This is a genomic window from Paenibacillus sp. FSL H8-0259 (genome assembly GCF_037963255.1).
GTDB lineage: Bacteria > Bacillota > Bacilli > Paenibacillales > Paenibacillaceae > Paenibacillus_AQ > Paenibacillus_AQ phytohabitans.
In genome coordinates this window covers 1,421,334-1,440,034 of record NZ_CP150147.1, presented here as the reverse complement: position 1 = coordinate 1,440,034, position 18,701 = coordinate 1,421,334, and the positions used below count along the sequence as shown (strand labels likewise).

The following is an 18,701-nucleotide window of genomic DNA, read 5'->3' as shown; positions in this document are numbered from 1 at the left end:
AGCTATTAATTGCTTATCTTGACCGCTCTGCCGGATGACTGATCCTCCAACTAGACGAGAATTGCGGTTTCCGTCAAATATTTGCTCTTTACTCACTGATTGCGGAATTCCAGTGGTGTCAGACCTGTGTCATCTTTGAACAGCTTGCTGAAATAATGCGGGTTGGCATACCCCAGCTCCTCAGCCACCTCGTACACCTTCCGGTTGCTCTCGCGCAGCAGCTTGCGGGCCAGGAGCATTTTTTTGGCGGTCATATATTCATTGAAATGCTGTCCGGTCTCCTTAAGAAACTGGCGGCTCAGATGGCTGACGCTGACATGAATCGCCTCTGCGGTCCGCGCCAGCGTCACATCCTCCAGCAAATGCTCATCGATATAAGCCGTTGCCAGCCGGATAATTCCGCTCAGCTTCCCGCCGCTCACCGGCTCACGCTCCGCCGCACTTCTATAGGCCTCCGGCAGCTCCGCCGCTGTCCGGTGAAGTCCGCTGCAGGTATACGCCATGCGGATGCCCAGCATTTTGTACAACCCTTGTTCCAGCTGATCCAGATAACCCTGCATCGCACCGGCTCCTGCTTCGTCAACGGACGCCTTCTGCGGCAGCAGCCAGACCAGCTCCTTGTTCTCCCGGCTGAGCAATATCCCGCCCCATTCCCGGGAAGTATATTCCTCCAGATAATAACGGAACGACATAAAGCGGGCCAGCGCCGCCTGCGGTTCAATTTCTTCGTTCTCGGCCATGCGCAGAATAGCCAGCCGGTAGCCCGCTCCATACAGGGACTCCAGTCCATACTGCTGCCACTGCTCCAGCCAATTCTCCAGGGGGGCCTGTGTCTCAAGCATCGACTGCAGGAATAGATCCCGGTCCTTATCGCTGTATCCCGGCACCTGCGGCACTGCCGCCTGATGAAGCTGCTCCAGGGTCCCCGCTGCTTTGAGCAGCGCCGCTGCAATCTCCTCGGCCGCCATCGTCGGCTTATGCAAATAATCAACGACTCCGATGCGGACAGCTTCTTTTACATAAGGAAAGTCCTCAAAGCTGCTGAAGAAGATAATCTGCACACTGGGGTACTGTTCCTTGATTCTGCGCGCCAGCTCCAGGCCATCCATGCCCGGCATGCGGATATCCGTCATCACAATGTGAATCTCCTCCCGGGCCAGCACCTTAAGCGCCTCATGCCCGTTCGCAGCCTCGGCTTTCCAGGCAATGGCAAGCTCATCCCAATTCAGCATATAGCGCAGCCCCAGCCGCACAATGGTCTCATCCTCCACTACAAGCAAATTCCACATGCTTCATTCCTCCATTCGCGGCCGGGACGTATCTCCGTCTTCCGGTTGATAAGGCAAATATAATTCTGCCCGGGTTCCCTGGCCCGGACCACTCTTCAGCGTCAAGGTATACGGCGGTCCGAACCTAAGCCGGATACGGTCACGGACGTTGGCTACACCGATGCTTGAACCCGCGTTGCCGTCCCCATCAGGGGCTGGGCCCTGCTCTCTCTCGCCGTTGAGCACCTCCAGTGTATCCTGCGGTATACCGTGCCCGTTGTCCGTGATGGTGATCAGCAGCTCTTCCCCGCCGTTCCCTGTTATCCGGGCACCCACCTCAATCAGCAGCGGGCCTTCGATATCGAAGGAGCCGTGAAAGATCGCATTCTCCATCAGCGGCTGCAGAATCATCGGCGGGACCATCGCCTGCCCGATATTCTCTTCAATCTGCCACTCCACCTTGAAGCGGTTCGTGTAGCGCAGCTCCATCAGCCGCACATAATGATGCAGCAGCTCCAGCTCCGCAGACAGCGGCACCAGTTCGCTGTCCAGCTTCATATTGGCATGCAGCAGCTTGTTCAGTGACTGCAGCAGCCGGGCGATGCCTTCCGACTGCTGCAGCACGGCCAGCATGCGGATGGAATTGATCGTGTTATACAGGAAGTGGGGAGCGATTCTCGCTCTAAGCGCATACAGCTCGGCCTCCCGCTTCTGCCGCTCCTTCTCTTCAATCGACTGGACCAGCACATCAAGCCGCCGCACCATCGTGACATAGCTGAGATGCAGCTGGCCGATTTCGCCCTGGACCGGCAGGGCCGCCGGAGTGATGAACAGTCCCCGCTCTACGTCGCGCATGGAAGAGATCAGGCTGCGGATCGGCCTTGAGAGGTTCCTGGCCAGCAAGAGCGACAAGACCGCAGCCGCCACACTGAAGATCAGCACCAGCACCACGGTGAAGTTGCGGATCACATTCGCATCGCCAAGCAGTTCTTCCCGGTCAATCATGAGATAGCTTGTCCAGCCCAAATACTCACTGTGCGCATATACACCGGTCGCCGCTGCCATCCCGCCGCCCAGATCGGGCAGATTGATCAGGCCGCGGCTTGTCCCGCTGTGCGAGGATTGCACTGCCGCTGCGCGGAGAAACCGCTCGTTGTCTCCGGTCTGTGTGGAATAGATCAGCTTCCCCTTCTCATCGGCCACAATCACATGCATGCTCTCCAGCTGGAAGGAGCGGACAATCTTGTCCATGAAGTCAGGACGGATATCCACGGCTACTACTCCGGCCGGAGTGAAATCATCATTAAGCAGCACGCGGGAAGCGGTAATTGTGGGGAACGGAGCACTGTTGAACTGCCGCTCCAGCCGCAGTCCGGAGATGAATACGCCTCCGCTTCGCTTGAGGGTCTCCTTATACCATTCCTCGTCTACCGGACTTACGGCTTCATTAATGGAGGAGCGGTCGCTAACCCTGTAGCCGTAGATATTGCCTTTGGTGCTGTAGAATACCAGACCCTGAATCGTGGAGAAAATCGAAGGGTAAGTCACGAGCAGCTTGGCGAACTGCTGCTGGGTTTCAATCTCGCGGTAACCCCACTGGTCGCGGGGCACGTAAGGCTGGTTCAATATTTGAAAGATTTCCGGTGTGAAATAAGGAAAAGTACTGAAACGGTCCACATCCTCCACCTGGCGCTGGATCGCCGCATTCAGCTGTCCGGCAATGACGCCGAGATCGGCGTTCACCCGCGACTCCAGCGTGCTGACCGATTTGAAATATGCCATCGTGCCGATCACAATCGACGGGATAATCCCAAGCATGAAGAAGGCGAGCATCAGCTTGCTCTGGTATGTTAAGTTGTTCCACCGCCGCATCATCAGCCTCTCCTCCTGGTCCGTTAAATTTTATTCAGTATAAAGGATTCTGCAGACTGCTGCATGGAAAATAACGAAGTAAATATTTAACATCCTCTCACTCCAGACTTGGCAGAATAGCCAAACCCTTGATATACAAGCATTTATATCTAACATATATATGCCGCAACTTAATTGGTTTAAATTCAACATTGTTAGTTTATCTGCCACAAGCGTAAGGTTGGTCATGGCTAACCGGAGACGTGCGGGAGTGCGGGAACCTAGCGCTGAGCTTATAGCGGAAGCAGTCCAGCTAATGATAGATGTGGCGGAGGATGGTGTCGGCCAGCGGTGAAAGGCATGCGGCTTGTGAAGGCCGGCCTCAAAATGAAAATGTTGTACGTATTGCAACTCGAACCTCCCAATAATGGAGGATTCCTAAGGATTGTTGTACGAAATACAAGAATTCCCCCGCTTGGCCGCTTTCAGGAGAGAAAATGTTGCCTTTCGTACAACAATCCTGGATTAGAGCCGCTATCCTGAAGAAATTGTTGTATTTTCTGCAGGATTCTACAGCGTAACCCATCTGTTAGCGCGTCAGCACAAAAAACCGCCAGACCGTTAGGTCTGGCGGGTAACTTTTTCATCGACTGCAAGACTATAGGTTATACGCCTACTGTGCTTCTAATCGGCTCCAGTGCCTCGGAATGGCCGTACACCGGAACATCACGCTTGACCGGAGCACACCAGTTCACGCCGTTGATGATAACCTGCTGAATTTCCTTGTTGTAATAGGTTGGATAGGACTCGTGGCCGGGCTGGAAATAGAAAATATTCCCGCTGCCGCGCCGGTACGTTGATCCGCTTGGAAACACATTGCCGCCTTCGAACCAGCCGACAAAGATCAGGCTCTCCGGTGCAGGCACGTCAAAGTGCGCCCCGTACATCTCTTCCTGCTCCAGGTCAATATATTCGCCGATGCCAGCGGCAATCGGATGGCTTGGCTCCATCACCCAGAGGCGTTCTTTCTCCCCGGCTTCGCGCCATTTCAGATCACAGCTTGTGCCCATGAGCTTGATGAAGATTTTGGACATGTGGCCTGAATGCAGCACCACCAGCCCCATCCCCTCCAGCACGCGCTTATGAATCCGGTTCACTACCTCGTCACTCACTTCCTGATGGGCAACATGCCCCCACCATACCAGTACATCAGTGTTATTCAGCACTTCTTCTGTCAGACCATGCTCCGGCTCGTCCAGCGTTGCCGTTCTTGTATCCAGTCCCGCTGCGCTCAGAAAAGAGGCCAGCTGTACATGTATGCCATTCGGATAGACCTGGCGGATTCGTTCTTCCTGCCGCTCATGGCGGTATTCATTCCATACGGTTACTCTGGTCACTATGGACACTCTCCTGTTTCAAAGATGAATTTTACGGTTAAGTTTAGTTTTTGACTACTTTTTATACCTCTATCATACAAATCTGCAAGCAGGCTTTCTTCCTGCATTCTTGCTCAATTATTCCCGGATATTGTCTTGCGGTATTTAAGCGGAGAGATCCCCGTAGCTTCCTTGAATAAATGGTGAAAGGTCTTCCCGCTGCCGAACCCGGCCGCTTCCGCTACCGCTGACATCGGCAGGTCTTCGTTGAGCAGAATCCACTTGGCCTTATTCAGCCGGTACTCCGTCAAAAAAGCGACAAAGGTCATACCCGTATTCTTCTTGAACAGCTTGGTGAAATAATACGGGCTGAAGCCCATGTATCCGGCCACCTCATTCAGTGTAATCGCTTCCTGATAATGCTGCTCTACATAGCTGAAGATCCGCTCCAGCCGCTCCAGCGTCTCTCTGGACTGGGACAATGTGTCTTCCGAGAACTTGGGCTGCTTCTTGACCCTGCTCTTCGGCACCTCCCGCATAATAACCGTCAGCATTTCAAACATCCTGGCCTTAATCAGATAAGCGTAGCCTTCCCGGCGCTGTGTATCCTCCTCATAAATGCTCTCAATCAGAGCCATCATACTGGCGGCAGCCCCTTTCGGCCACTTTGAACTGGAGAATTCCATCTCCGTGAACATATCCCGCAGCGGATAGTCATTGCCTCCCAGTGCTGCAACCTCCTGAAAGAAATTCAGATCAAACTGTATCACTACCCGCTCACTGTCAGGTGACGCCAGGAAATAATGCACATCTCCGCCGTTGATGAACTGCACTTCCCCCTGCTCCATGCGGATCGGCACATCATTGATTCCCAGATTCAGACTTCCTTTGGTTACATAGATAATCTCGATTTCTTTATGCCAATGCGGATAGGTCAGATCATCTCCTCCGCAGACCAGGCTGCGAAACGGAAAATGCTTGTCCACATCCGGAATTTCCAGATAGATATTCATAAGCGCGGCTCCTTGTCCGGGATATTGATCATTGCGTACTCTATATTCATTTTAGAGAAATACGCCTGCCCATGCCAACTTAAAGTAAAGGAGAGCTGCACTAGACCAAAGACCAGTATTATTCCCGCCTCCGGGTGCGTGTATTGTATGGATTTAACCTTTATACTGAAGAAGGTAAAATTTGGAGAGGGGTTGCCCTGATGTTACGACGAAGTATAAACGCGTGGAAAATGCTCATGCTTTCTTTGCCCAAAGGAATAATCGCTTTTGTTATTGCCATTACAGGCCTATGTGTAAGTCTGCCTCTGGTAATTATATGGGTTGGGCTGCCTCTGCTGGCCCTGACACTAACCTGGTGCCGCACGATGATGATCAGTGAACAGAAGGCTGCCGAAGCCTGGTCTCACGGTAAAGGGGGAGCCTCGCAGCATATTATGCCAGACCATCCGGCTGCCTTCCGCTGGGAAGGTCTGCGGACATTAGGATACCAGCTTCGCCAAGGCCAGTCGTACCGGGGAATCCTGTACAGCATACTGCAGCTGCCCGCAGGTATTCTGGGATTCACCCTTGCTCTTGCCCTGCCCCCGGTTGCCATTAGTGCCCTCCTGTCGCCTGTAGTCCAGAGAGTCAGCTCTTCCGTATTCTCATATGACCAGAATATGCTGGACCCGGACGTCTTCGTGTTCCTGTCTGGTACAACACCGGATGAACGCTCCTGGATCGTATGCGGAATGGGATTTGTACTGCTGCTGATGCTGCCGTTACTGCTTTCGGGCCTTGGACGTTTGTATACTGCCTGGATCAACATGATCTCTGGAACACACCAGGATGTGAAAGCCCCGCTCGAAGTCCTACATAACGCTTAGACGCTTCACTTCTGGCAAAGGTACGGCTTGCACCTGTTGTACTGTTCCGGTTCACGAAAAAACGGCGGTACATCACCATGATGCGCCGCCGTATCTTTTCTGCATATGCACGCCTCATTCTACTAATCAAATTTTAACTGGAGCGAATCACAAATTGGTATATAGCCTATCTTTTGATAGATGCTATTAGATATGGGATTTGCTAAGTCCGTATATAAGACGCACTTCGTAAACCCTTTATCCAAGGCAAGCTGGCTTATTTGCGCCACAATTGAAGTAGCGTAACCCTTGCCGCGCTCATATGGAGGGGTATATACAAATGCCACGCCAATAGCCGTCTGCATTTCCCTTGTATATCCAGCCATAGAAACGGGTATCCCGTTGTCTTCTAAAATATAGATTTTTTTCGATGCTATCCGGTAGAGGTAAGGGTCTGCCTCTTGCGGGATGGACATTTCTGTTTGGCCATAACTCCCCGCTGCATAAAATGCTTCAGCCCAGTATGGGAAAAAGTGAATATCCTTTTCATTCAGCAATCGAACGATACCAACCTTTTGAATGTCCGGGTTTACTGCCGTAAGTTCATATATACGATGGCTCATGGTTGTATTACAGGTTATTCCCTTGCGCAAGGCATATTCTTTGGCATAATACTCTGCCAGGTTTTTTTCGGTTGTCACACCTGGAATTTCACGGTCCTTCAACCCGTCTATCAGACAGTTTATAGCTTCCGGGTTAATGATGTTGTCTGTTGCATAAAGCGTAATATTGTGTGGCGGTGTCATTATGGCGGTAAGTTGTATGCCCTTAGCATCCGAAATAGTTGCCATTACCCAATTTACAGGGTCACGCCAGTCTGTTTTGTCTTTTCCTTCATGCCCAATGATGATATTGCCAAGAGGAATCAAATTTTGTGCTTCATGACGCATCAGGACATCATAGGTATCACGGTAAAACTCATGCACATCCGTATACAACTTGAATTGCATTGAAATATCACCCTTTCATCTGCTCACAGATCTACTTGTCCTCTTCACCGCATTTGGTCTAACAATCCTGCCCGAAAGCTTAATAAAAGCATCGTCAGTCTACAACTTTACTTTCTTTTGACAACGGGAAGCGTTGTTCCTGCAGCTTAACCAGAAACGGCTACACCGTCCCTGAGGGTCAGCATAGCCGTTGCTCCTTGTCCTAAGGACTATAGCTTAATCTTCAAAACTACCTTCCGCACAGCCTCGGGCTTGCCTGCTTCAATCCCTGTCATATGTCCGTCCTGCGGATAACACACGACAAGAGCACCCGGCCCTGCAGTTACCGTAGATTCTACTGCACCGGTGAAGAAGATCGCATCCTTCTCTGCGCTGTAGTCATCTCTCACATCAAGCTGCTCAACCGCAGCATAGCCGATCCGCTCTGTACCTTCCAGAATATAATGCAGATCGAGATTCACACGGTGAGCTTCCCAGAAGCATTCTCCGGCATCCTTGGTCTGATATTCGTTGATGAAATAGAACATCTCATCATTGACCTCATGGCGTCCGGCCGCTTGCCCGGTGAAATCGGTATCGCGCAGAAACTGCAGCCCCCTCTGGATCTTCTCTCCGTATGCAGCCTCATCTTTGAGCAAATGGCTAAGTGTATCAACAATCATGCCTGGAATCCCCCTGGAATCTCTGAATTATTCCCCGCCTTGCAGAATACCCAAATAATATATGATCCCGGCAGGCCCGGTCTATGTATTTGTTCACGTACTCCCCGCATATCTATTAAATAGTTACCTTTTAGGAGGCGGTTCAGTGCTTATTATTCTGATGTACATGTTTGCTGTGCTTGGCGTTTCGCTCCTGCTGTCAGCTGCGGTGCTTCAGTTCATACGGTCCCATCCCCAAGCACCCGGCCGGAAAGAGGCCATCCATGCCTTGTCCGCATTCAATCTTAAATTTCCCCAGCGGTTCATCACACCTGATGAATCCCATCTGATCGCCTTGGATGAGGCGGGCCAGACTATGGCCATCGGTCTGCTGCATCCCGGCAGGCAGGAGCCGGCGACAGCCACCATCTACACGTTCGACACCATTCTGGGAGCGGAGATCGTCGAGAATGCCTTAACGCTCAGCAAAGTCAGCAAGACGAGCCGGATTACGACCAGTGCGCCGAGAATCCGCCCAAGTGTAGCCGCCACCCCCGGGTTCGCAGAAGCTGTCCAAGCCGTAAGCAATGCCGAAGAGATCAGCGAGCTGACGCTAAAAATCTATTTTAACAACGCGGATACGCCTGTCGTATCGATTCCCTTCCTGCCCCGGCTGCTGCCGGCCCGAAAAACAGATCTTCAGTACTCCGCAGCCTTTCTGGAGGCGCAGCAGGTGCACGAGAGAATCCGCAATATCGTCTCAGCCTGAAATCATGCTTAACGTGAGGCCGCTGTGAAGCTCTCCAAGGTCCGTCCTTGTCTTAGCTTACCGATGATCGTCAGCAGGAAGCTCTCCGCGAGACTGCCCTTCAGTATGGCGTCCGCAGCTTCATCCAGCGTGAACCATGCCGCATGATCCAGCTCAGCGCTCATTGCGCTTAAGTCCTCCGTGTCAGCCACACTGATGAAATTAAGCATCAGCGTATTGGAAGGGGCGAAATACTGGCTGCGCATGTATTCATAAGCGATGATCTCAAGCCCTGCTTCTTCCTGCACTTCGCGGATCAGCGCTGCCTCGGCGTTCTCCCCTTTATTCACGTAACCGGCCAGCAGGATATAATCCTTGCGGTTATACTGCTGGATGAGCAGGATTCTATCCAGCTCCCTGTTCAGCACCGCTGTACTCATTGCCGTGCTGAACACCGGGAACCGGAACGCGGCACAGGACTCACAGTAGGGTACCTCCCCTTCTCCGTTACATTCCTTCAGGACCAGACGGCTTCCACATTCGAGACAAAACTTCAAGTGTATCGCTTCTTTCTGTTATGGGTATAGTTCAGACTTATTCTAAGCGATTGCTGAAGAACACACCAGCCGTAATTCATTACCGCACATAGACCGCTTCCCGGCAACAAAAAGCCCGCTGCCGGCAACACACGCAGGCAACGGGCTTGCAATTCGTCATTACTCGGCTGTAAACACATACTCGCCTTGAGCAATAGTGAGCGTACGGCCCGCCAGTCCCGGAGCATCGCCGCTTAGCAGCAGCCGGGTCATCTGCCGGTCTTCCCCGCGCCGGAATTCAAATACCTTATCGCCAACCGCCAGTGAAACGCTATCGCCGGGGGTTGCAGATGAACCGGCCTGGACTTCCGCCAAGCCGAAGATTTCTCCCCAGTGAGCCGCCGCCGCTGCCGGATCAGGTACGGAGAATACAGCACGGCGGACCGTCACTTCTCCTGCCGGATGGGGAACGATAATTCCCGCTGCCGTCAGCTCCTCTTCCCGCAGGGCATCGGTTCCCTTCCACTCGATTATGAAGGGATAGACCAGACCCTGGTAATGGCCGCCGATAGTCAGCATGCGCCATTCAATCCACTGTCCCTGTGCATTCAGCCGTCTGCCATCAAGTATGGGTGACAGCTTCAGGCCCTGCTTCTCCAGCGCTGATGCGGTTGCTTCAATATCATCGGTGCGGATCGCTACCCTGCTGAACCCTTCATGATCAGGCAGCAGATTCACGGCATCCTTCACTACCAGATTAGGGGTATCCAGACTTGCCGCTAATTCCCGGTCCTCAATCGCCAGGAATTCGATGTAGTTCAGCCCGAAATAGCTTAGCGCGTTATGAGTCCCCCACAGCTTATGCGATCCGCCGTAGGAAGCGGCCAGGCCATTGTCCCTGAAGGCTCCGATGGCCTGTTCAAGATCATTGACATAATGCACGGTATGATCCCACTGCAGCACGCTCATGACTTCACCTGCCCCAGCTCCGTTGTGCGTTTCACAGCAGCCTTGACACTGCGCTGAAGTCCGGCTGCGAAGCCGCTGTTGTTCAGCTCATACAGCGCGTGAATGCCAACTCCGCCCGGAGAGTTGTTGATGTCCAGCAGCTGCCGGGGATGCAGTCCGCTGTGCCGAAGCATGGCTACGGCCCCCTCTACATTCTCCAGCGCCGTCGTCCAGGCTTGTTCGCGCGGCAATCCTGCCAGCACTCCGGCATCGGCCAGGGACTCGATGAAATAATAGACATAATTCGGCCCGGCCACCCCGTACCCGGTAAAGATATCAATCAACGCTTCCTCCAGATACTGCACCTTGCCGAACCCGTTCAGGAACTCCTCCACCTGCTCCTTACCAGCGAAAGCGTTCAGAGCTGCCCCGCTGTAGCCGAGTCCGGTATCGGTCAGCGTATTCGGGATCACCCGGATAATCGGGCGTTCCGCTCCAACATAACCAGCCAGCCTATCGATGGTCACTCCGGCGACAATGGACAGGACCGCCGCTCCGCTTGACGCATAGCTGGAGATGGCCGCGCCAACAGCTGCAAGATCATCCTGAGGCCGGACGGCAATAATGATCAGCTCCGCTCCGGCAAGCTCCGCCTCCTGAGACTCTCCGGCTGCCCGCACGCCATAGGCAGTATTCAGATAAGCCGTCCGTTCTTCATGAATGTCTGCCACGCTGATCTGCTCAGCCTTATAAGTACCATTGCCAACAACGGCCCGGATGATCGCTTCCGCCATTTGCCCGCCGCCGATGAAATGAATTCTGCCCGCTGCCATATCAGTTGTTCTCCCAGGCATCCGGAAGGATGAAGCCGTCGTATTTATCCTGGGCGTTGATGTAATCCTCGAACTCCTGCGATTCATACGCTGCCTTCAGATCCTTGGCCCACTGGGTATCCAAATCGCCCTTGTTCACCGTCACGGTTACCCGGTGCTGCTCCGGCGTGTTCTCAATCTGGAGCGCTTCGGTAATCTGCCGCTTGGCATTGGCGATATAGTTGCCGTTCACCACACCGTAATCCACATCGGCCAGCGAGACCAGAATCTGCGCCGAATCCAGCGACTCCAGCTTCAGATCGTATTTGTCCGGCTCCACACTGCTGAGGTTGAAGTCTGTTGTCCCGGCATCCGCCTTGACCTTCACCCAGCCGAGATCCTCCAGAATTCGTACCGCACGCTCCTGGTTAACCGGATCATTCGGCAGGGCAATCACAGAGCCGTCCTTCACTTCATCAAGCGATTGATGCTTCTCGGAATAGAGTCCCTGCGGTGCGCTCGGCACGAAGTTCAGCACAGCCATATCCGCATCCAGTTCCGCGTTGATGCCTTCCATGTAAGCCGTACTCTGGAAGATGCTTGCGTCAATGGAGCCTTCCTTCATCGCCGGATTGACCTGCATGTTCTGGGAGAAGGTTTTGATCTCCACCTTGTACCCTTCCTTCTCCAGAATCGGCACAATACCAAGCCGGAACTGTTCTTCATAGGTGCCCACGCCAAAGCCGACAACGATATCCTTCTTCTCTTCTCCGGTAGCCGTTTTGTTCCCGCAGGCTCCCAGCACGACCGACATCCCCACCAGAACCACAGCTGCCAATTTCTTAAACTTCACGATATTTTTCATTATTTGAACCCCTTTTCATATGTGACTCATGCGGAATAGAATCACGTAATGCCTGTAACGAACGATCTTCCACGGTAATCGGGATCGCGCAATTGGGTGCAAGCAGGAACGGCTCGTCCGCCATAAGGCGCAGGGCGAATTCAGCCTGTGCACGGATGCGCCCGGGATCATGTGCTGCGAATAAGGCATGATCCACTCCCCCCACCTTCGTCGGCCTCAGCTCTGCATGCAAACCGGGGTTACCCGGTGCTGCGGTATCCCAGCTGATGCCCTCAATGGGATAATTATTGAACCTTTCCGGCTGCGAATAGGCACCGCAAGTATGCAGAATCCTTTTGCCATAACCGGCGGCTTCCAGCACCATCTCATCATACGGCCGGGACAGCTCCTGAAACGCCGCATCATCAAAAACCCCCGGATGAGCAGTGCCGGTCACCGCATAAAAAATCCCGTCCAGCCCCCGTTTTCCCAGCTCCTGCACATAATCCGCCAGCGTCAGGGCGATGGCCTTCAGCGCTTGATGTACACCTGCACGCTGCTCCTCCAGCAGACTTTCCACGGTCACCGGCTCACGGCTGCCATAAACCGTGTCACCGGCATAAGCCGACTGGCCCGCCAGAAACAGCAGCACGGTAAGCGGCGAGAAAATGGTCTGGGTCAGCGGAGTATCCGGCAGGCCCTGGCGTATAAGGCTTACAGCCTCTAACTGCTCGGCCAGCGGCGCTGCGGCTGCAGCCTGCTGCGCCTGTATATTCCAGACATCCTCCGGCTTCCGGATCACCGCACGGGTCTGCTTGGGAAATACCGTACGGTAATCCGCGAAATCATAGGTGTTGCCCCATGTCTCTGCATAATACGTAGCCCGCGGATTGATTTTAACCCAGTCCCAATCGAATTGCTTCGTATAAGCTACTGTACTGTCTGCAAGATCACCGGCATTACTCTCCCGGTCTACGAAATGGCGCCAGCCGCTGACAATCGGCCGATCGGCCCGCTCCCCTGACAGCAAGGCCGCAAAACGCTCCTGTCTCGACCACTCTCCCATATGTTCTCCCCCTTCTGGACGTAACACATTGTCTCCGAAATATTAAATAAAGAGTTATTCTATCGGATTTAAATGAATTGGCCGTATAATAGCATGGGGAAAAATTAAACGTCAATGAGATATCCATCACTTTCATGAAATATTTCATAAATCCCCGGATCGTTAAATAACACATTGACAGCGCCTTTCCGTTAAAGGTATTATGCGCAGTAAATAAATCAATCGGATTAATCAGGAATCTACAGGAATGATAGATTAATTGGAGAAAGCGGGGCTGTACATCCATGCCGTCATTAACTCAAGATCAGGAACAGCAGCTGGCTCAGCGTTTGATTCAGGTGCGCAGGGAGCTTCATCAGCAGCCCGAGCTGTCGAACGAGGAATTTCAGACCACTGACAAGCTGCGCCGCTGGCTGGCTGAAGCGGGAATTACTGTGCTTGATCTTCCGCTGCAGACAGGACTGATTGCCGAGATTGGCAGCGGCCGGGGCCCGGTTGTTGCCATCCGTGCAGATATCGATGCCCTGCCTATTGAAGAGGATACGGGGCTGCCCTTCTCCTCCGTGATTCCCGGCAGGATGCATGCCTGCGGGCATGATTTCCACACGGCAGGCATCCTTGGCGCAGCCTGCTTGCTGAAGGCACAGGAAAGCGAGCTTGCCGGGACCGTCAGAATACTGTTCCAGCCTGCGGAAGAGACCGGGCATGGGGCCATAGCCGTACTCGAGTCCGGCGGGCTCCGCGGAGTAGATGCCATTTTTGGACTGCACAATAACCCGGACCTGCCAGCAGGCTCATTCGGAACACGCAGCGGTGCACTTACTGCCGGTGTAGACCGGTTTGTCATTAAGGTTCTCGGCAAAGGAGGACATGCAGCTCAGCCGGAACGCGGCCAGGATACGATTGTAACAGCGGCGCAGATCATCACCTCGCTGCAGACAATCGTGAGCCGGCTTACCAGTGCGGTTGAATCGGTGGTGGTCAGCGTAACCCGGATACAGGGCGGCAACACCTGGAACGTCCTGCCCGGCGTTGTAGAGCTGGAAGGCACAGTCCGGACGTATAATGAAGCCATCCGCCAAGCCGTGCCACGGCAGATCCGGCAGATTATCGAAGGGGTCGCTGCCGCTGCAGGAGCTGAAGCACAGCTTGAGTGGATACCCGGACCGCCGGCAACGGTCAATGACCCCCGCTGGGCCGGGTTTGCCGCAGCGACTGCGGCCCGTCTTGGCCTCACTGTCTTTGAGCTTGATCCGCAGATGGGGGGCGAGGATTTCGCCTTTTATCTGCAGCAGCTGCCGGGCGCATTCGTCAACATCGGTACCGAAGGGGTTTACGGCCTTCATCACCCGCGCTTTGACGTCGATGAATCGGCGCTGCTGCCGACAGCACGGTATTTCGCAGAGCTTGCTGCTGCGGCCCTGAATGAGCTGGGAATTAACCCCCCATTCTAATGGCTTCTGCCGGTGCAAGGGTAATTTCCAAGAAATCACACCCTTTTCGCTGCTTGCGGACAGGGTTTCTTCATGTTATGTGGAATACACTACAAGGGGGCCCGTCCAACACGGGCATCATCACAACCAAGAGACGGAGGGAATTACAGTACATGAACATCATTAATTTCGCGCATCGCGGCGCATCCGCAGTCGCCCCGGAGAACACAATGGCGGCATTCCGCAAGGGTCTTGAGCTTGGCGCAACCGGCATCGAAACAGACGTGCAGATGACGAGTGACGGAGCCATAGTAATCATTCATGATGAGAATCTTAGCCGCACCACTACAGGCAGCGGATATGTGAAGGATAAGACGCTTCGTGAAGTGCTGGAGGTCGATGCGGGGTCCTGGTTCAGTCCTGAGTTCACAGGAGAGCGGATTCCGACACTGGATGAGCTGCTGGATCTGCTTCAGGGACGTGAGACAGTACTTAATATTGAGCTGAAGAACGGCACATTCCTTTATCCCGGTATGGAGGAAAAGGTAATAGCCGCTGTACGGGAGCAGGGCATGAGTGAGCGGGTAGTCATCTCCAGCTTCAACCACTACTCCCTTGCTTATTGCAAGTCGCTGGCACCGGAGATCCGCACCGGCATACTGTATGGCGAAGGCTTATACCGTCCGTGGGATTATGCGGCTACGCTTCAGGCGGATGCGCTGCATGCCCATTACTCTTCCGTTCTGCCGGAGTTCGTCACCGATGCAGCGGAGAGCGGAATCGTCTATCATCCCTGGACTGTAAATGATCCCGAACAGATGACCTATCTGATTGAGGCCGGAGTGGCCGGCATCATTACCGATCACCCGGATGTACTTGCCGGGCTGCTGGCAGCCCAGGGATTATAGTATTGGCAAAAAGGCCGGAGTGGCTGCTGCTTCCGGATCAGGAGCCGTCTGAAGCACTCAGGCAGCAGCCGTACCAAACAGAAACGGATACCGTCCTCTAAGGGATGGTATCCGTTTCTGCGTAAAGCTATCACTGTCTCATACCTGGCTCGTACCCGCCTCATACCAGGTTCATTGCTGGCCCCGGTATTAATGTTGTACGTACTGCAACTTTGCTTGCCACCTGCCCAGCTGTCCGGGAGAATTATTGCACGAAATACAAGAATTCTCCCGCTAATCGGCTTAAATGAGGAGAAATGCTGTATTTCATACAACATTTGATGATTAGGGCCGATTTCATGAGCAAAATGTTGTATTTTGGGCAGGATTTCACAAGCTACTGGGCTCTGGAGCTGCTGACCAGCTTCACAGGAGGAAGACTATTCTCCTGCTTATGGACCGCATAACGCCCGCTGCCCAGCTGCTTGGCATTGTACATAGCGGAATCAGCTTCCTGGAGCAGCCGCTTCCGGTCAATTCTGCCTTGGCTCATAGTGATGCCGACGCTCGCGGATACGAACAATTCATGCGTCTCCAACTTATAATTCCGGGTGATATTCTCCAGAACCTTAAGGGCCAGCTGCTCCGCATCCTTGCGGCTGCAGCGTTTGGCGATGATGACGAATTCATCCCCGCCTACCCTGAATATATGTCGTTTGCCTTTACGCGAAAATTGCTGCAGACTGCCGCCAACGGCTTCCAGCAGCAAATCTCCCGCATGATGGCCGAGCGTATCATTAATCGCTTTGAAGCGGTTAAGGTCCAGATATAATACCGCAAGCTGTTCGCCTGATTTGCAGTGATCCCAGAAATGATCCATTCCATTCTTGTTGAGCAGTCCGGTTAAGGTATCCCGGTAGGCCAGTTCTTTCAGCTGCTCGCGCTCTCCGAGGAGCATACGCACACGCAGGAACAGGTACAATATTCCGGCGAGCGTAAGCACATAGAGTGCCATAGTAATAAACAGATTGCTATCTTCAGCGGTGAACCCTGACAAAGTTCTCTTGCCCAGCACGTGCATGCTGCCAAGACCTGCACTAATAACTAGTACAACCAGGCTCGTGCGGACCGCGCGGGCTCTTTGGTGACATTTGGAGAAATTCCGCGTCAGCCTGAGGATGCTGTACACCGTTAGTACTCCAATGAGAATAGATAATACAGCCAGTATATAATTCCGGGCCTCTTCCAAATTACTCTGCCCTCCTTTGATAATCATATGATTTATCGCTTTTAAGCGCTACTGTACAGGGTTAGTCTGAACATATTCTGAACATTTCCGGCAGGTAAGGCCAGACTTTGCATAAATGCTAAGAATATTATCGGCAAAAGCTGCAGGATTTGCGATGGTATGTTCTGGGACATATGGAAGAGAGCCGCCCTTTGCACGGGAGACTCTCTTGTATTCCAGAATCGTCCAGACTGTCTATTCGTTCATATGTTCCACGCCATTGTACAGTTCGCAGGTCCAGCCGCCGGCATCTCTGATTATACGGGTAATTGAAGTATTCTTCAGCACTACACTGAGATCCAGTGAGGGAACAAGTCCTGCCAGCGTACTGCGCAGAATGGCGCCATGACTGACTATGAGGACATTGCGCCCCGGATGGCGGGCGGCAACCTCCTCAACAGCCCGGACACCCCGCTCCTGGGCCAGGTCCCGGCTTTCCAGCTTCATATCCATCGTCTTCCACCCGCTGCCGAACCGCTCGATCCGCTCCTTCTCCGTAGTCCCTTCTATTAACCCGCCGTTCATTTCCCGAATCCCCGGGATCAGACCAGCCAGCGGAATCCCCAGTCTCCCGGCAATGACCTCCGCCGTCTGTCTGGCCCGCAGCATATCGCTTGAATAGATATAATCCCACGATTCACTGCTGAGACGCTCTGCAAGTACAGCCGCCTGCCGGAAGCCCTCCTCGTCCAGAGGATTATCCGTATGGCCCTGTATCCGGCCTTCCTGATTCCAGAGTGTGCTGCCGTGCCGAATCAAGCCTATTCTTGTTATCATCGCTTCCCGCCTTTGTGCCAATATCCGTAAGTGTTTTCATTATAAACGAACAGCCCGCTCTATGCATGTTCCATTGACGGTCAAGAGAGCCCGCTATATTATAGTATTTCAAGTGCTTCTTTCTGGAGTCCGTTCCAGATTCATCCTAAACTGCAGTTATACTGCTACAAATTGAAGGAGATTTCGTTTACTATGAAAAGAATGTCCGTCCTCTTCACCGCTTTCTGTCTGCTTGCTGTACTTCTGTCCCCATTGCAATCCCGGGCCGCTGCGGCGGCACCAGCCAAACTTGCCGTCTATGTAGATAAGGAGAACCATTCGTTCATTCCGCTAAGATTCCTGAACGGCTTCGCCGGCATCCAGTCTGTAGTAAGCTCTGCCGGAGGACAGATCCGGGTAACACGCGATGATTTGTCTGTTACCTTCACTCCAGGCACGGCCGGAGCCTCCGTCAACGGCAAGCCCGTTACCCTGGGCGAACGTCCCTTTAGCGAGAATGGCATGACTTATATTCCGTTGTCTCTCGTCAGCCAGACGCTTGGCATACAGCTCCAGTGGAATAAAGATTCCGCATCGCTCAAGCTCACGAGCGGCGAGGCAACAGCCACCCTGCCCGTGCAGAATGGCGCCCTGATCAAAAGCGGTACGCCTGCTGTAGTCAGCGGCAAACATACATACAAGGTCGGCGGACGTTCCTTCTCCGTGCAGACCGTTACGGTCTCCCTGCTGCATCCGTCAGTGAAGCTGGATGCCGTTCTTGCCGGAAATACTGTCGGCAAGACAGAAGCGCTCGCCAGCATCGCTAAGCGCAGCAATGCCGCAGCCGCCATCAACGGCACCTTCTTCGATGCCTACACCAAAGGCACCTATTATGCTCCCTACGGCTATATTATCAGCGGCGGCAAGATGCTGAAGAACAGCCCCGGAGATAAGCGGACGGTCTTTGCCTATGACGGCAACCTTCTGGCTGAGCTGATTCCGGGCAGTGAATTCAAGAACCGCTTCGACAGCGGCTCCATTCAAGGAGCATTGCAGGCAGGCCCCCGGCTGCTGGTGAACGGCAAGGTATCCCTCAATGTGCTCGCCGAGGGCTTCAAGGACCCTAAGATATTGACAGGCGGAGGCTCCCGCAGTGCGCTGGGTCTGACGCGCGACCACAAGCTGATTCTGTTGACCTCCGGCGGGGCAACCATCCCCCAGCTGGCGGAGATTATGAAGCAGGCAGGTGCGTACCAGGCGATGAATCTGGATGGCGGAGCTTCCAGCGGCCTATACTATAACGGCAAATATCTGACTACACCCGGCCGCCTGATCAGCAACGCACTGGTCGTCCAGACCAAATAATATCCGGCTATAAG

18 protein-coding genes are annotated in these 18,701 nt (G+C 53.5%); 5 read left to right on the top strand and 13 right to left on the bottom strand.

Annotated elements, in window-relative coordinates:
* Positions 1–92: 92 nt before the first annotated feature.
* The 4 genes from NSU01_RS06145 to NSU01_RS06130 all read right to left on the bottom strand — a co-directional run bounded on the left by NSU01_RS06145 (position 93) and on the right by NSU01_RS06130 (position 5,508).
* On the bottom strand, positions 93–1,289 hold the full coding sequence (locus tag NSU01_RS06145; RefSeq protein ID WP_042134155.1) for a response regulator: 1,197 nt from the start codon (positions 1,287–1,289) through the stop codon (positions 93–95).
* 3 nt (positions 1,290–1,292) lie between these two features.
* Positions 1,293–3,143, bottom strand: a complete 1,851-nt coding sequence (locus NSU01_RS06140; RefSeq protein WP_256703723.1) for a sensor histidine kinase — start codon at positions 3,141–3,143, stop codon at positions 1,293–1,295.
* 641 nt (positions 3,144–3,784) lie between these two features.
* Positions 3,785–4,516, bottom strand: a complete 732-nt coding sequence (locus tag NSU01_RS06135; RefSeq protein ID WP_039309665.1) for a ThuA domain-containing protein — start codon at positions 4,514–4,516, stop codon at positions 3,785–3,787.
* A gap of 113 nt (positions 4,517–4,629) precedes the next feature.
* Positions 4,630–5,508: an AraC family transcriptional regulator gene (locus NSU01_RS06130; RefSeq protein ID WP_076242317.1), complete on the bottom strand. Its 879-nt coding sequence runs from the start codon at positions 5,506–5,508 to the stop codon at positions 4,630–4,632.
* Between the two features lie 200 nt (positions 5,509–5,708).
* Between NSU01_RS06130 and NSU01_RS06125 the strand changes: the two genes are divergently transcribed.
* Positions 5,709–6,374, top strand: coding sequence for a sensor domain-containing protein (locus tag NSU01_RS06125; RefSeq protein ID WP_083705102.1), 666 nt, complete (start codon positions 5,709–5,711; stop codon positions 6,372–6,374).
* A gap of 122 nt (positions 6,375–6,496) precedes the next feature.
* On the opposite strand, the gene NSU01_RS06120 is transcribed toward NSU01_RS06125, so the two are convergent.
* Complete coding sequence (locus NSU01_RS06120; protein WP_076242315.1) at positions 6,497–7,363, bottom strand: GNAT family N-acetyltransferase; 867 nt, start codon at positions 7,361–7,363, stop codon at positions 6,497–6,499.
* Positions 7,364–7,572: 209 nt separating this feature from the next.
* Positions 7,573–8,025: a YhcH/YjgK/YiaL family protein gene (locus NSU01_RS06115; protein WP_042134145.1), complete on the bottom strand. Its 453-nt coding sequence runs from the start codon at positions 8,023–8,025 to the stop codon at positions 7,573–7,575.
* Positions 8,026–8,170: 145 nt separating this feature from the next.
* Here NSU01_RS06115 and NSU01_RS06110 point away from each other — a divergent pair, with 145 nt between their 5' ends.
* Positions 8,171–8,773: a hypothetical protein gene (locus NSU01_RS06110; protein WP_042134142.1), complete on the top strand. Its 603-nt coding sequence runs from the start codon at positions 8,171–8,173 to the stop codon at positions 8,771–8,773.
* Between the two features lie 8 nt (positions 8,774–8,781).
* On the opposite strand, the gene NSU01_RS06105 is transcribed toward NSU01_RS06110, so the two are convergent.
* The 5 genes from NSU01_RS06105 to NSU01_RS06085 form a co-directional block, all read right to left on the bottom strand.
* On the bottom strand, positions 8,782–9,309 hold the full coding sequence (locus NSU01_RS06105; protein ID WP_042134141.1) for an NUDIX domain-containing protein: 528 nt from the start codon (positions 9,307–9,309) through the stop codon (positions 8,782–8,784).
* A 159-nt stretch (positions 9,310–9,468) separates the two neighbouring features.
* Positions 9,469–10,257 (bottom strand): VOC family protein, encoded by a 789-nt coding sequence (locus NSU01_RS06100; RefSeq protein ID WP_076242314.1) that lies wholly within the window; start codon positions 10,255–10,257, stop codon positions 9,469–9,471.
* Positions 10,254–11,069: a pyrroline-5-carboxylate reductase gene (gene proC, locus NSU01_RS06095; protein WP_076242313.1), complete on the bottom strand. Its 816-nt coding sequence runs from the start codon at positions 11,067–11,069 to the stop codon at positions 10,254–10,256. Before proC ends, NSU01_RS06100 begins: the two co-directional genes overlap by 4 nt.
* 1 nt (position 11,070) lies before the next feature.
* Positions 11,071–11,913: a MetQ/NlpA family ABC transporter substrate-binding protein gene (locus NSU01_RS06090; protein ID WP_076242312.1), complete on the bottom strand. Its 843-nt coding sequence runs from the start codon at positions 11,911–11,913 to the stop codon at positions 11,071–11,073.
* Positions 11,891–12,958 (bottom strand): uroporphyrinogen decarboxylase family protein, encoded by a 1,068-nt coding sequence (locus NSU01_RS06085; protein WP_042134132.1) that lies wholly within the window; start codon positions 12,956–12,958, stop codon positions 11,891–11,893. The genes NSU01_RS06090 and NSU01_RS06085 overlap by 23 nt, the downstream gene beginning before the upstream one ends.
* Before the next feature lie 284 nt (positions 12,959–13,242).
* Between NSU01_RS06085 and NSU01_RS06080 the strand changes: the two genes are divergently transcribed.
* Together NSU01_RS06080 and NSU01_RS06075 are read left to right on the top strand one after the other, a co-directional pair.
* Positions 13,243–14,412: an amidohydrolase gene (locus NSU01_RS06080; RefSeq protein ID WP_076242311.1), complete on the top strand. Its 1,170-nt coding sequence runs from the start codon at positions 13,243–13,245 to the stop codon at positions 14,410–14,412.
* Between the two features lie 152 nt (positions 14,413–14,564).
* Positions 14,565–15,299, top strand: coding sequence for a glycerophosphodiester phosphodiesterase (locus NSU01_RS06075; RefSeq protein ID WP_076242310.1), 735 nt, complete (start codon positions 14,565–14,567; stop codon positions 15,297–15,299).
* 376 nt (positions 15,300–15,675) lie between these two features.
* Here the strand turns inward: NSU01_RS06075 and NSU01_RS06070 are convergent, their stop codons facing one another.
* A complete protein-coding gene (locus NSU01_RS06070; protein WP_076242309.1) occupies positions 15,676–16,527 on the bottom strand; it encodes a GGDEF domain-containing protein in 852 nt (283 codons plus the stop codon).
* A gap of 234 nt (positions 16,528–16,761) precedes the next feature.
* Complete coding sequence (locus NSU01_RS06065; protein ID WP_305954175.1) at positions 16,762–17,343, bottom strand: histidine phosphatase family protein; 582 nt, start codon at positions 17,341–17,343, stop codon at positions 16,762–16,764.
* Between the two features lie 192 nt (positions 17,344–17,535).
* On the opposite strand from NSU01_RS06065, the gene NSU01_RS06060 reads away from it, so the two are divergent.
* The gene (locus NSU01_RS06060; protein WP_042134127.1) at positions 17,536–18,687 is read left to right on the top strand and encodes a phosphodiester glycosidase family protein; all 1,152 of its coding nucleotides are present in this window, start codon (positions 17,536–17,538) and stop codon (positions 18,685–18,687) included.
* Positions 18,688–18,701: the final 14 nt, after the last annotated feature.